This window comes from Exiguobacterium sp. s78, from assembly GCF_018618985.1.
GTDB lineage: Bacteria > Bacillota > Bacilli > Exiguobacteriales > Exiguobacteriaceae > Exiguobacterium_A > Exiguobacterium_A abrahamii.
Window position 1 is genome coordinate 916809 of sequence record NZ_JACSNB010000001.1, and the last position, 12779, is coordinate 929587.

Consider the following 12779-nt stretch of genomic DNA (forward strand, 5'->3'; position numbering starts at 1 on the left):
AAACATTGATGTTTCATGCAACGACGATTTTTGCGATTCAACATAACGGACAATCCGCGATGAGCGGAGACGGACAGGTGACTTTTGGAAACCAAGTCATCATGAAGAAAAGTGCGAAAAAAGTACGGCGCCTCTATGGTGGCAAAGTCATTGCCGGATTTGCTGGAAGTGTCGCGGACGCGTTTACACTCTTTGAAAAATTCGAAGCGAAGCTTGAAATGTATAACGGGAACTTACAACGGGCAGCAGTTGAGCTAGCGAAGGAATGGCGAGGCGATAAGATGCTGCGTCAACTAGAAGCACTCTTACTCGTCATGGATGGAACACATCTCTTACTTGTATCCGGAAACGGGGAAGTCATTGAACCGGATGATGGCATTCTCGCAATCGGTTCAGGTGGTAATTATGCGCTTGCAGCAGGTCGCGCGTTAGCTCGACACGCAAGTCATCTCACAGCAGAGGAGATCGCCCGCGCAGCGCTTGAGACGGCTGGTGAACTCTGTGTCTTTACGAACGATCAAATCATCCTAGAAACGATCGGAGGCAATGACCATGCATGAATTGACACCAAGACAAATCGTCGAGAAGTTAAATGAACATGTCATCGGACAAGCGGATGCTAAACGTGCGGTGGCGATTGCTTTACGTAATCGGTACCGTCGACAATTACTCGATGCATCGATGCGGGATGAAGTCACACCGAAGAATATCCTGATGATCGGACCGACCGGAGTCGGAAAGACTGAAATTGCGCGACGCCTCGCGAAACTCGTCCGTGCGCCGTTCGTCAAAATCGAAGCGACGAAGTTCACGGAAGTAGGGTACGTCGGTCGTGATGTGGAGTCAATGGTGCGGGATCTCGTCGAAGCGTCTCTACGTCTTGTCAAAGATGAGAAAAAGGAAGCGCTCAAAGATCGAGCGGAAGCAGTGGCAAACGAACGAATCGTCGATGCGTTATCTGGTAAAAAAGCATCATCTGGTCTCAGTGGTGGAACGAATCCGTTTGAGATGTTGTTCGGTGGTAACCAAAAGCAACAAGAGCCGGATACATCGGAAGCGACAGCCGACCGTTCGTTACTTCGTCAGCAATTACTGACAGGGCAACTCGAGGATCGAATGATTGAGGTCGATGTTGAAGAACGTCAAGTGGATTTATTCTCTGGGCAACAAGGTATGGAGGGGCTTGCGAATCTTCAGGATATGCTCGGACAAGTCATGCCGAAGAAAACGAAGAAGCGTCAGCTCACAGTCAAGGAAGCGCGTCCGATTTTGACAGCGGAAGAAGCGGAACGGTTGCTCGACTTGAACGAAGTCCATGACGAAGCGGTTCGTCGCGCAGAACAGATGGGTATCATCTTCGTCGATGAGATCGATAAGATCGCGACAAAAGGACATGATTCAGCTGGTGTTTCACGAGAGGGTGTTCAACGAGACATCTTACCGATCGTTGAAGGATCGACGATCGTTACGAAATATGGTCCAGTCAAGACGGATCACATCTTGTTCATCGCTGCGGGTGCATTCCATATGGCGAAACCATCTGATCTGATTCCTGAGCTCCAAGGTCGTTTTCCGATCCGTGTCGAACTCGACAGTTTGACGGAAGATGACTTTGTTAAAATTTTAACTGAACCGAACCAAGCATTACTCAAACAATATAAAGCATTATTAGGGGCAGAGCACGTTCATGTCACCTTTACAGAAGAAGCCATTCGTGAAATCGCACGGATTGCTGCACAGGTAAACGATGAGACGGATAATATTGGAGCACGACGCTTGTATACGATCATGGAGCGCGTCCTTGAAGAATTATCCTTCGAAGCAGCAGACATGCCGGAGACGGATGTAACGATCACGCCACAATACGTGACGGATCGAGTTGGAAAAGTAGCAGATGATCGAGACTTAAGTCAGTTCATCTTATAAAGTGGAGGAAGAAAAAATGAATTTATTGGCGAAAACGCGGAAGCTGAATACGATGTTACAACAAGAAGCGAGCACACATGTTGATTTCAAGGTCATGGCTGATCGACTCAGCGAAGTCATGGAATCGAACACATTCATCGTAAGTCGGCGCGGTAAGTTACTAGGTATCGCAATCAAGCAACAAATCGAAAATGACCGGGTCCGTGGTTTCTTAGAAGAACGTCAATTCCCGGAAGATTACACGAAAAAATTATTTAACGTCACGGAAACGACAGCAAACATTGCCATCGATAGTGAACACACGGCATTCCCAGTCGACAACCGTGATACGTTCGAAACGTCGAAAACGACGATCGTACCAATCATCGGTGGTGGAGAACGCCTTGGTACACTTGTTCTCGGTCGTATGGTAGAAGACTTCAACGAAGAAGACCTCGTGCTTGCGGAGTATGGTGCGACAGTCGTCGGGATGGAGATCCTTCGTGAGAAGGCACATGAGGCGGAAGATAAAGCACGCAAGAAAGCAGTCGTTCAGATGGCGATCAATTCGTTGTCTTATTCAGAACTTGAAGCGATTGAGCATATCTTCGAAGAGCTTGAAGGAAATGAAGGACTACTCGTTGCTTCAAAGATTGCCGATCGCGTCGGTATCACGCGTTCCGTTATCGTCAATGCGCTTCGTAAGCTCGAAAGTGCAGGAGTCATCGAGTCACGTTCGCTTGGAATGAAGGGAACATACATTAAAATCTTAAACGATAATTTCCTATATGAATTAGAACGAATTAAATCGAACTAAAATAGGGAGTCGCTTCTAATAGAGAGAAGACCTAGTTAAGTACTAGGTCTTTTTTGTTTGACTAGGTATTATTTATCATTTTTATAAGAAAAGGGAATAAAAAACAGAATATTAACATCTCATTACCCTATTTTTCAAAAAACTTCTTTTCAAACATTGACCTATTTGTTTCAATTATTTCAGATATGTTACTAACGACTTACTTTTTGTCGTGAATTTGAATATAGTTCCCATGAGTGGAGGAAAGAAGATGAATTGGTTAGGGTCTGACTATAACGTAATGACACAAGCCGTCAATCGAACGGTCATGGCACAGGAGGTCATCGCTAAGAACATCGCGAATGTCGATACGCCTGGGTATAAGGCAAAGCGTGTCACGTTTGGAGATGTGCTCGATTCAGAAATGAAAATGAGTTTAAAGCGACATGCAACAATCGGAACTTCTGGTAGCATCGTCGATCGACCAAATACAATGCGTAACGATGGAAATGGTGTCGATATCGATCTTGAGATGTCTGAATTATCACGCAATCAAATTGAGTACGAGGCGTTGGTAGAACAGTTGAATCGCAAATTCTCTGGCATTCAGTCTGTTATCCGAGGAGGAAAATAATCCATGAGTATGTTCAACGGATTTCATACGTCTGCGTCCGGTTTAACTGCCCAACGTTTGCGTCTCGATACAGTCTCGGCAAACATCGCGAATGCTCAAACGACACGAGGTGAGCTCGTCAATGGACAGTGGCAACCGTATGCGAGAAAACTCGCTGTGTTAAAAGAGACCGCCAATGGTGTCACGGTCAGTGAATTGAAGAAGGATCCTGAACCATTCAAATTAGAATATAATCCGACGCATCCAGATGCGGATGAACTCGGGTACGTCAAGATGCCTAATGTCGATATCTTAAAAGAAATGGTCGACATGATGGGCGCGACACGCTCTTACGAAGCGAACGTAACGGCTTTGAACGCGACAAAAGCGATGCTCGTCAAAGCGATGGAGATTGGTAAATAAGTAGAGGAGATGAAGAGATGGCAATTCAACCAATTCAAAACATGCAGATGGTACTACCCACGCAGACAGTCGCTAAGACGACACCAAGTGATTTTAGTGAGGTGCTCAGTGAAGCCATGAACGGACTGAATGCAACGCAACATGCCTCATCTCAAGCGCGCGTCGATCTCGCGACAGGAAAGACGACGGATCTACATAACATCATGATTAAAACAGAAGAGGCATCGCTTTCTATGCAACTCGCCCTTGAAGTCCGTAACAAAGGCATCGAAGCATACCAAGAAATGATGCGTATGCAACTGTGACTGTTAAGGAAAGCGTGGGAGATGTTGAATGAACGAACGTTTAAAAGCTCGATTGGGAGCTATGAATACGACATGGAAAGAATGGTCACTTGCGAAGAAGGCGACGATTTTAGGAATCATCGTTGTCGTTTTAGCAGCGTTGATTGTCGCCATCATCTGGTTATCTAAACCAACGATGACACCTCTTTATTCGAAGCTATCCCCTCAAGAAGCAGGGCAAGTGACGGAAAAGCTAAATGAAGATGGAATCGCATCGGAAGTCGTTACTGAAGCGAATGGTGTGACGATTCTTGTTCCAGAAGCAAATGTCGAAAACTTAAAAGTCGAATTAGCGACGGCTGGTATACCAAAATCCGGTCAAATCGATTATTCCTTCTTTAGTGAAAATGCTGGATTCGGAACGACGGATAAGGAGATGAACATTCTCGAACGCGATACGATGCAGACGGAACTTGAAAACTTGATCACACAAGTTAACGGGATCGAGTCAGCAAAAGTCATGATCACTCTCCCGGAGAAGAGTGTTTTTCTATCTGATGAAAAGGAATCTTCAACGGTTTCTGTCGTCTTGACTTCTAGCGCGGGTAGTAATCTTAACAATCAAACGGTTCAAGGGTTGTATCATTTGATTGCAAAGAGTATTCCGAACCTTAAAGAAGAAAACATTACGATCATGGATCAGTATTTTACGTATTACGAGCCAGGATCTGCTACGCAAACAGCGGGCGGAACCGATCCGATGGCGCTGAAGAAAACGACGGAAAACGATTTACGCAAGCAGATTCAGCAGATGCTATCTGTCGTTCTCGGTCCACAAAAAGCACTCGTTTCAGTCACGGCAGATGTCGATGTCACGAAACGTCAGGAAGAACAAAAGCTTGTTGAGCCAGTAGATCCCGATAAAATCGAAGGGATCGTCACGTCTGCTGAAAAAGTAGCAGAAGCGTACACAGGCTCTGCAAATGCTGGTACAGCAGGTACGGGGCAAAATGAGACGACGAATTTCCCGGCGGGTACTGGAACGACGGGTGATACGAGTGAGAAAACACACGATATCATCAACTATGAAGTCAATCGAATCACAAAACAAATCACAGGAGCTCCTTACGAGATTCGTGATTTAGGAATTCAAATCATCGTCGAGCCACCAAAAGGTCAGAATCAGATCGATCCACAACTACAAACTGACTTACAGACGATGATGTACTCGATCATCCGGACATCATTAACGAAGACAGATGCGAAAGCAACGCTGACGGATGCAGAACTTGCCAATAAGGTCGTTGTCATGTCTCGACCATTCGCGGAAACGACGGCAGCGACGAAAACGACGACGGCAACACCGATGTGGGTTTGGTTCGCCCTTGGTGGAGCGGCAATCCTCGTCATTGGAGCAGTCATCCTCCTCATGCGTCGACGGAGAGCGAATGAAATTGAAGAACTTGAGGAATGGACACCGATTGAGACGGAAATTCCGGAATTATCAACAGAAGATACGAGCGATGGTGCAGTCAAACGCAAACAGCTTGAAAAACTCGCTGAATCCAATCCGGATGAGTTTGCGAAATTATTACGTACTTGGTTAGCGGAGGATTGATGAGATGAAGAAGCTAGAAATGAACAGTCGGGAAAAGGCTGCGATTCTCATGATTTCGTTAGGTCCTGAAGTCGCTGCCAGTGTATATAAACATTTATCGGAAGAAGAGATGGAATGGTTGACCCTTCAAATCTCAAGTATGAAACGAGTCGATCCAGAAGATAAGTTAGTCGTTCTCGATGAGTTTCATGAACTAGCGACGGCGCAAAACTACATCACTCAAGGTGGAATTGGGTTTGCTAAATCGGTTCTTGAGAAGGCGCTTGGTGAAGAAAAGGCGATGGAACTCATCTATCGCCTGACATCGACGTTACAAGTCCGACCGTTTGAGTTTGCACGAAAGGCAGACCCGAAACAGCTATTGAACTTCATTCAAAATGAACATCCGCAAACAATCGCGCTTGTTCTTGCCCATCTTGATCCTGCCAAATCAGGACAGATTCTCTCGGAGCTACCGGCAGAAGCACAATCCGATGTAGCACGGCGGATTGCGACGATGGACAGAATGAACCCGGAGATCATTAGCGAAGTAGAGCAAATTCTCGAACGGAATCTGTCACAAGCAGGCATGCAAGATTTTGCGCAGTCTGGCGGTATCGAGGCAGTCGTTCAAGTATTGAACGGTGTCGACCGGACAACGGAACGAACGATTCTCGATACGCTCGAGATTCAGGATCCGGAACTCGCAGAAGAAATCAAAAAACGGATGTTTGTCTTCGAAGATATCGTCACGCTCGATGCACGGGCGATTCAGCGCATCATCCGCGAAGTATCGAACGAAGATCTACTGTTGGCACTCAAAGTATCGTCAGACGACGTCAAGGATATGGTCTACCGCAACATGTCACAACGGATGGTCGAATCGTTCAAAGAGGATATGGAATTCATGGGTCCTGTTCGTCTCCGAGACGTCGAAGAAGCACAAAGTCGAATCGTCGGAATCATCCGCCGCTTAGAAGACATGGGTGAGATCGTCGTGGCTCGTGGTGGAGGAGATGATATTGTTGTCTAACGTCATCAAAAGACAAGCTGTGATTGAACGACAGGAACGAACACTCGTTCAAGTCCGAAATGCTCAGGAAGAATCGGCAATCGTTCCAGATACGTTCTATGAAGAGCAGATGGCAGAAGGTCACGCTGAACTAGAACGTCTTCGCCAGGTGATGGTTCTAGAGTTTGAACAGCGTCAGCGTGAGTTTGAACAAGAACGTCTTCAGGCATTAGAGGAAGTACGTCAACGAGGATATGAAGAAGGACACCAGGCTGGATTTGAAACAGGACGTGCGGAAGGACAAGCAACGTTCGAAGAGCAAATCGCAACGACAAATACGTTTACTGCACGAATCGAAGAGCAAAATCAAGAGCGATTGATGCGATTGGAACATGAATTGTGTGTGCTTGGACTCCAGGTGACGCATCAGTTTCTAGAGCAGTTACATGATGAAGAAGAAGAGGCATTATACCAATTATTACATCAGTTGATCATTCAGTTCCGAGATCGTGAAAAGATCATTATCTACGCTTCACCAGCGGATTTTGAACGGGTCGTTTTGCTTGAAGAGCAGCTCCAAGGTGTTCTAGGTGCCAATGCGACGATTCAATTACGATTTGATCCAGCGCTTAAAGCACGCGATTATCGGATCGACTCGGAGAATGGAGCAATCACAGGTGGTTTGACAAGTGGCTTTGAAGCCCTACAAACCAAAATCAAAGAGGTTTTACATCATGTTTAACGTAAATGCGATTCAAGCCGCAGTTCGAGAAATTCGTCCGGAAGAACTCGTTCAGCATTCCGGAAAGGTCGTACAAGTGATTGGATTGATGATTGAATCACGTGGACCAACGGCTGTCGCAATCGGCGAGCGTTGTTTGATCCAAATTCAACAACGGCAGACGATTGAAGCGGAAGTCGTCGGTTTTAGAGAAGGTCACGTCCTACTCATGCCGTATGGTGAAACGACATCGATTGCTCCAGGCTCGATCGTTCTTGCGACAGGAAAACCACTCCACGTCCCTGTAGGCGATGAACTGATTGGTAAAGTGCTTGATGGTCTAGGGAGACCACTGGACGGAGAGGCATTAGAAAATTTCCGTACGACATCAATCGTTCGTAAACCACCGAGTCCATTGGAGCGACCTCGTATCAGTGATGTTCTCTCGACGGGCATCCGTGCCATCGATGGGCTACTAACGGTCGGTCAAGGACAACGCGTTGGTTTGTTTGCAGGATCAGGAGTTGGGAAGTCGACACTACTCGGGATGATTGCAAAACGATCGACAGCAGACATCAACGTCATTGCCTTGATTGGTGAACGAGGACGTGAAGTCAAGGAATTCGTGGAGGCAGAACTTGGCGAAGAGGGGATGAAACGCTCCATCTTGGTCGTAGCGACGAGTGATCAACCGCCACTTGTTCGTTTAAAAGGCGCCTATACGGCAACAGCCATCGCTGAATACTTTCGGGATCAGGGTAAGAATGTGGTCTTGATGATGGATTCCGTCACACGTTTTGCGATGGCGCAGCGAGAAATCGGTCTTGCGACAGGTGAACCGCCTGCATCAAAAGGATATACGCCAAGTGTATTTGCTCTTCTTCCTCAATTGCTTGAACGTAGCGGGAAGACACAAGACGGCTCGATCACGGCTTTTTATACCGTACTCGTCGATGGAGACGATATGAATGAACCGATTGCTGACGCTGTACGAGGGATCTTAGACGGTCATTTCGTTCTTGATCGTAATCTTGCGAACAAAGGACAGTTTCCAGCGATTCATGTCTTACGATCCATCAGTCGTGTCATGAATCAAATCACGACTGCTGAACAAAAGACAGCTGCCGTCGCATTTCGACAGCTGTTATCGACGTATCTTGATTCGGAAGACTTAATCAATATCGGCGCCTACAAAAAAGGGACGAATCCGGAAATTGATCGTGCCGTCGATAAATATCCGGAGCTGATCCGTTTCTTAAAACAACAAATCCATGAAGACAGTGACTTCGAGAAAGCTTGTCAGCAACTCATGGCAACGATTCAGTAAGGAGGGCGGAAGATGAAGACGATTTATGAACGAATCATTCCTTTGGCTGAAGCAGAGAAAGATCGCGTCGCAAAAGAATTGAGCCTTCATAAAAAACAATATGAGATCGAAGTCGAAAAACTATACCATCTGCTCGTCCGTTATGAATCCTTTCTGAAAGCGCAAGATGAGATTGGCATCGTCGAATTAACGTCTTCGCAATATCGAGAGCGGGCTCGAGATGTCGTGAAGCAAGAAATCGAACGGCAACAACTGTACGTGACACAATCGAAAAATCGCTATGAACGCGCGCAGGAAGCACTCGAACGAGCGTTGATCGAGGAGAAGAAGTTTAGTCGTCTGCAAGAGAATCATACGGTTGAAACGAAACGAATCGAGGCATTGACGGAACAAAATCAATTAGATGAACTGGCATTGTTACAGTTTGGAAGAGGACGGATGATATGAGTGAAAATAAAACGTCAAAAGGATGGATCTTACCTTTATTGATCATCCCTTTGATTTTAATCTTGCTGACAGCTTATTTCGTATTAAATTATGCGAATGGACGTCCATTGCTATCCTTACCGTTCGCAACGGAAAAAACGACTACGAATCAAGCAAATCCGTCAGCAGAACTCGAACGTCGTCTGAAAGTAGCGAATCAAGAAATCAAGAAACTACGCAATCAAAGCAAAGAACAATCGGATAGTTTAAAAGCTAAAGAACAGGAAGTCGAACGTTTGATTGCAGAACGGGATCGTTTAAAACAAACACCGACGCCCGCGACGACGGATCAAACGAAGGCGACGAAGAAAAAAGCAGCATCTGTGACAGATGTCTATGCTGAAATGGCACCAAAGGATGCTGCGCTCATCTTAAACGAACTCAGTCCGACAGAAGTCGTACCGATCATCGAGGACATCGATGCGGAACAACAGGCGGCGATCATTGCCAAGATGGATGCTAAAAAAGCGGCGGCCTTAACACAGCTACTCGCGACGAAGTAAGGAGGGAAGCCAGATGAACATGACGGAAGTAATACAATCATCCTCCCCGAACTTGAATACTGGAACAGGGAAAAAAGGAGAGATGACCACGGTTGGTGGTCAATTTGCTTCGTTACTGGATTATCTGACGAAGTTACCAACAACGTCATCGTCACCGGTCTCAGCTGATTTGACAGCACTCGAGACGAAAGTGGAGACACCACTATTACCGGATTGGATACAAGAACTCGTAGATCAACCGGACGATCTTCTCTCTTTACTGAAACAACCGGAAGTAGAGGCGTTAAAACAAGAACCGAAGAAAATGGAACAATTACTAGCGTTCGTCAAACAATTGCTTGAGGGAAATGTCGAGCAGGCGAAAAATCAGTTCGATCAATTGCCACCATTGCTTCAGCAAGTCGTCTTGCAGACAGTAACGAACGATACGATCAAAATGAAAGATCATCATACGAACAACTTAAAACAACCATTACTTACTACGATTGAAGGAGACATTTCCGCGTTGCCTGTGAAACAGACGCTCCCGCAAACTGGTCCTATTGTCGAAGCGCTCAAGTCGGACACTGTAGCTGTAGCTGAGCAGGCAAAAGGAAAGACACCGCTTCCGTTGGCATTCGCTTCACTCATGCGAAAAGCGACCATGCTCGTTGATCCAGAAGGAAAAGCCGCGCTGACTCCAATGAGCATGCCGATTTACAAGGGTACCCCGTTGCAAACGATTCGTCCAGTGCCGCTACCCGTACCAGAACAGATTCAACAACGGATTGAAGCTGCACTTCAACAGGCACCGTTCTTAAAAGGTGCTGACGGGTCAACTCGATTGTCGATTCGTCTTTATCCAGAGCAGCTTGGAGAGGTCGTCGTTCAACTCGATCGTAAGGAGGGGGCATTGACCATCAAACTGTTTGCGAGTACTGAACAAGCGAAACAATCGATCGAGCAACAACTCGGAAAATTGCAGACAGCTTTACACCAGCAGACGCCGGTCGTGAAGATCGAGACGGGGATGATCGCATCTAGTGCACGGGAGTTTCAACAGTCCTTCACACGAGATCAGCAGGAGCATGAGTCCCCTTATCAAGAAACACCCGCTCCAGTAGAGGAAGAAGAGGAGGAAGACGATGACTGATGCAATCAAAACAGAGGGTACTTCATACCAGCTTCCTGAAAAGTCACAAGTACCGACGAATAAAGCAATGGATAAAGATATGTTCATGAAAATTCTGATTGCCCAGCTGTCGAATCAGGACCCGACGGCACCGATGGAAGATAAGGATTTCATTGCTCAGATGGCGCAGTTTTCTTCACTTGAACAGATGCAAGCAATCGGGAAGACGATGGACACGATGGTCTTGAACCAACATGCGACGGCGTTATTATCCTACAGCAATCTGATTGGTAAGAACGTCAGTTATGAAGCCGAGTCAAAGACGACCGATGCTTCTGGAGCAGAACAGACGACGACCGTCGAAGAGACAGCCAGTGTCGTTAGTGTAAAACGGGATGGGCTGGATATCATGGCCGAACTATCGAACGGAAAACAGATTAGTGTATACGAGTTGACGCAGATTCAATCAAAGGAGGAAAAATAATGTTACGTTCAATGTATTCAGGAATCAGTGGGCTTAAGAACTTCCAGACGAAACTGGATGTCGTCGGGAATAACATCGCGAACGTCAACACGTTCGGTTATAAAAAAGGACGGGTGACGTTTAAGGATCTCGTCAGCCAATCGGTTGGTTCATCATCCGGTGCTGGTGGCAATGTCGGTGGAACGAACCCAAAACAGGTCGGTCTCGGAGCATCGATGTCAACAGTCGATAATGTGTATAACCAAGGTGCGCTTCAAAATACGGGTCGCGTCCTCGATGTCGGGATTTCTGGGGAAGGATTTTTCCAAGTCGTCACGGCGGAAGGGATTCGTTATACCCGTTCAGGTAACTTCTATACCGATCTTGAAGGAAACTTGGTTACCGGCGACGGAAACTATTTGATTGGTAGTGACTCTCAAGCAATTGCAGATGGCGAGACACCACCGGTACCCCTTCCGGAAGCAGGTGGCGCAGGATTCCAAAAACTAAAAGTACCAACGGATGCACGTAACTTATCAATCGGTAAAGACGGTCTCGTCACTTACGTCGATACGACAGGAGCATTACAAAACGTCGGTTATATCACGATCGCGAACTTTGCTAACCCAGGTGGTTTAGAAAAATCAGGTGTCAACGTGTTCGCAGCGTCGCAAAACTCAGGTGAGCCAGTACTTGGAACACCGAGCTTGAACGGAATGGGTCAATTGACATCTGGAACGCTCGAAATGTCAAACGTCGATTTATCAGAAGAATTCACGGAGATGATCATTGCCCAACGTGGTTTCCAAGCGAATACGCGAATCATTACGACTTCTGACCAAGTTCTTGAGGAATTGGTCAACCTGAAACGATGATTACGCTAACGACATTACGTAATGCACCACTCGTACTAAACGCTATTCTGATTGAATCTGTCCGTTCCACTCCGGATACGACGATTCAACTTGTTGGCGGACAGATTTATGTCGTGAAGGAATCAATAGAAGAGGTCAAGGCAATCGCAATCGCTTTTTATCAACAAATCGGATTAGCGGGCTTGAACAGTGTAAGGAGGCTCGAAGATGGCCGAGGAAAAGAAGAAGAGTAAACTAAAAATCCCTTTAATCATGATCATTGTCGCAGCACTGATGGTTGGGGCAGGTTATATGATCATGAATTACTTTTTAGCTAATGATACGACAGAAGCAAAAGTCGAACAGCCGACGGGTGAAGAACTTGATGCACGAAGTCTTCAGACAGACGACTTGACGACGAACATCGCAGACGAACGGTTCTTGAATGTCCAATTCACGATCGTTACGGACGATCAAGCAACGCGTGATGATTTAGAATTACGAAAGTTTCAAATTAATAACATCATCTTAGGTGATTTATCTGCGATGAAAAAGTCGGACTTAGACTCAAAAGCGGATATGGAGAAGCTCGAAGAACGGTTACGGATGCAGTTCAAGAAGCTCATCCAAGAAGGTGATGTACAGCGTGTCTATACGACGAAAAAAATCATCCAGTGAGGTGGC

The 12779-nt window shown here is 46.3% G+C and carries 17 protein-coding genes; all 17 read left to right on the forward strand.

Going from position 1 to position 12779, the window contains the following annotated elements; all coding sequences use genetic code 11:
- Window positions 1-8 precede the first annotated feature (8 nt).
- The 17 genes from hslV (at window position 9) to KNQ18_RS04600 (ending at window position 12773) form a co-directional block, all read left to right on the forward strand.
- Window positions 9-560: an ATP-dependent protease subunit HslV gene (hslV, locus tag KNQ18_RS04520; protein WP_023468727.1), complete on the forward strand. Its 552-nt coding sequence runs from the start codon at window positions 9-11 to the stop codon at window positions 558-560.
- Window positions 553-1926, forward strand: coding sequence for an ATP-dependent protease ATPase subunit HslU (gene hslU, locus KNQ18_RS04525; RefSeq protein WP_214770722.1), 1374 nt, complete (start codon window positions 553-555; stop codon window positions 1924-1926). Before hslV ends, hslU begins: the two co-directional genes overlap by 8 nt.
- Window positions 1927-1942: 16 nt before the next feature.
- Window positions 1943-2722, forward strand: coding sequence for a GTP-sensing pleiotropic transcriptional regulator CodY (codY, locus tag KNQ18_RS04530; RefSeq protein ID WP_023468725.1), 780 nt, complete (start codon window positions 1943-1945; stop codon window positions 2720-2722).
- 250 nt (window positions 2723-2972) lie between these two features.
- Complete coding sequence (flgB, locus tag KNQ18_RS04535; protein ID WP_058704849.1) at window positions 2973-3335, forward strand: flagellar basal body rod protein FlgB; 363 nt, start codon at window positions 2973-2975, stop codon at window positions 3333-3335.
- A gap of 3 nt (window positions 3336-3338) precedes the next feature.
- Window positions 3339-3737, forward strand: a complete 399-nt coding sequence (gene flgC, locus KNQ18_RS04540) for a flagellar basal body rod protein FlgC (protein ID WP_029342078.1) — start codon at window positions 3339-3341, stop codon at window positions 3735-3737.
- Window positions 3738-3754: 17 nt separating this feature from the next.
- Window positions 3755-4042: a flagellar hook-basal body complex protein FliE gene (fliE, locus tag KNQ18_RS04545; RefSeq protein ID WP_029342077.1), complete on the forward strand. Its 288-nt coding sequence runs from the start codon at window positions 3755-3757 to the stop codon at window positions 4040-4042.
- Between the two features lie 28 nt (window positions 4043-4070).
- Window positions 4071-5639: a flagellar basal-body MS-ring/collar protein FliF gene (fliF, locus tag KNQ18_RS04550; protein WP_029342076.1), complete on the forward strand. Its 1569-nt coding sequence runs from the start codon at window positions 4071-4073 to the stop codon at window positions 5637-5639.
- Between the two features lie 4 nt (window positions 5640-5643).
- Entirely contained in the window at window positions 5644-6651 is a 1008-nt protein-coding gene (fliG, locus tag KNQ18_RS04555) for a flagellar motor switch protein FliG (protein ID WP_214770716.1), read from the forward strand.
- Complete coding sequence (locus tag KNQ18_RS04560; protein ID WP_215083946.1) at window positions 6635-7372, forward strand: FliH/SctL family protein; 738 nt, start codon at window positions 6635-6637, stop codon at window positions 7370-7372. The genes fliG and KNQ18_RS04560 overlap by 17 nt, the downstream gene beginning before the upstream one ends.
- Complete coding sequence (gene fliI, locus KNQ18_RS04565) at window positions 7365-8678, forward strand: flagellar protein export ATPase FliI (protein ID WP_214723607.1); 1314 nt, start codon at window positions 7365-7367, stop codon at window positions 8676-8678. Before KNQ18_RS04560 ends, fliI begins: the two co-directional genes overlap by 8 nt.
- A 12-nt stretch (window positions 8679-8690) precedes the next feature.
- Window positions 8691-9125, forward strand: a complete 435-nt coding sequence (locus KNQ18_RS04570; protein ID WP_029342072.1) for a flagellar export protein FliJ — start codon at window positions 8691-8693, stop codon at window positions 9123-9125.
- Complete coding sequence (locus tag KNQ18_RS04575) at window positions 9122-9667, forward strand: MotE family protein (RefSeq protein ID WP_214770710.1); 546 nt, start codon at window positions 9122-9124, stop codon at window positions 9665-9667. Before KNQ18_RS04570 ends, KNQ18_RS04575 begins: the two co-directional genes overlap by 4 nt.
- A 13-nt stretch (window positions 9668-9680) precedes the next feature.
- Window positions 9681-10799, forward strand: a complete 1119-nt coding sequence (locus KNQ18_RS04580) for a flagellar hook-length control protein FliK (RefSeq protein WP_215083948.1) — start codon at window positions 9681-9683, stop codon at window positions 10797-10799.
- Window positions 10792-11262 carry a flagellar hook capping FlgD N-terminal domain-containing protein gene (locus tag KNQ18_RS04585; protein WP_047393808.1) on the forward strand — a complete coding sequence of 157 codons (471 nt, stop codon included), beginning with the start codon at window positions 10792-10794 and terminating at the stop codon, window positions 11260-11262. Before KNQ18_RS04580 ends, KNQ18_RS04585 begins: the two co-directional genes overlap by 8 nt.
- Entirely contained in the window at window positions 11262-12116 is an 855-nt protein-coding gene (gene flgG, locus KNQ18_RS04590; protein ID WP_029342068.1) for a flagellar basal body rod protein FlgG, read from the forward strand. The genes KNQ18_RS04585 and flgG overlap by 1 nt, the downstream gene beginning before the upstream one ends.
- Window positions 12113-12349 carry a flagellar FlbD family protein gene (locus KNQ18_RS04595; RefSeq protein WP_029342067.1) on the forward strand — a complete coding sequence of 79 codons (237 nt, stop codon included), beginning with the start codon at window positions 12113-12115 and terminating at the stop codon, window positions 12347-12349. Before flgG ends, KNQ18_RS04595 begins: the two co-directional genes overlap by 4 nt.
- Window positions 12324-12773, forward strand: a complete 450-nt coding sequence (locus KNQ18_RS04600; RefSeq protein WP_029342066.1) for a flagellar basal body-associated FliL family protein — start codon at window positions 12324-12326, stop codon at window positions 12771-12773. The genes KNQ18_RS04595 and KNQ18_RS04600 overlap by 26 nt, the downstream gene beginning before the upstream one ends.
- The last annotated feature ends 6 nt before the right edge of the window (window positions 12774-12779 follow it).

Coding starts and splice junctions, on each gene's coding strand:
- flgG (WP_029342068.1), top strand. CDS start 11,262: ATGTTACGTTCAATGTATTCAGGAATCAGTGGGCTTAAGAACTTCCAG.
- KNQ18_RS04580 (WP_215083948.1), top strand. CDS start 9,681: ATGAACATGACGGAAGTAATACAATCATCCTCCCCGAACTTGAATACT.
- KNQ18_RS04595 (WP_029342067.1), top strand. CDS start 12,113: ATGATTACGCTAACGACATTACGTAATGCACCACTCGTACTAAACGCT.
- KNQ18_RS04575 (WP_214770710.1), top strand. CDS start 9,122: ATGAGTGAAAATAAAACGTCAAAAGGATGGATCTTACCTTTATTGATC.
- fliF (WP_029342076.1), top strand. CDS start 4,071: ATGAACGAACGTTTAAAAGCTCGATTGGGAGCTATGAATACGACATGG.
- flgB (WP_058704849.1), top strand. CDS start 2,973: ATGAATTGGTTAGGGTCTGACTATAACGTAATGACACAAGCCGTCAAT.
- KNQ18_RS04560 (WP_215083946.1), top strand. CDS start 6,635: ATGATATTGTTGTCTAACGTCATCAAAAGACAAGCTGTGATTGAACGA.
- fliG (WP_214770716.1), top strand. CDS start 5,644: ATGAAGAAGCTAGAAATGAACAGTCGGGAAAAGGCTGCGATTCTCATG.
- hslV (WP_023468727.1), top strand. CDS start 9: ATGTTTCATGCAACGACGATTTTTGCGATTCAACATAACGGACAATCC.
- hslU (WP_214770722.1), top strand. CDS start 553: ATGCATGAATTGACACCAAGACAAATCGTCGAGAAGTTAAATGAACAT.
- KNQ18_RS04585 (WP_047393808.1), top strand. CDS start 10,792: ATGACTGATGCAATCAAAACAGAGGGTACTTCATACCAGCTTCCTGAA.
- fliE (WP_029342077.1), top strand. CDS start 3,755: ATGGCAATTCAACCAATTCAAAACATGCAGATGGTACTACCCACGCAG.
- KNQ18_RS04570 (WP_029342072.1), top strand. CDS start 8,691: ATGAAGACGATTTATGAACGAATCATTCCTTTGGCTGAAGCAGAGAAA.
- KNQ18_RS04600 (WP_029342066.1), top strand. CDS start 12,324: ATGGCCGAGGAAAAGAAGAAGAGTAAACTAAAAATCCCTTTAATCATG.
- codY (WP_023468725.1), top strand. CDS start 1,943: ATGAATTTATTGGCGAAAACGCGGAAGCTGAATACGATGTTACAACAA.
- flgC (WP_029342078.1), top strand. CDS start 3,339: ATGAGTATGTTCAACGGATTTCATACGTCTGCGTCCGGTTTAACTGCC.
- fliI (WP_214723607.1), top strand. CDS start 7,365: ATGTTTAACGTAAATGCGATTCAAGCCGCAGTTCGAGAAATTCGTCCG.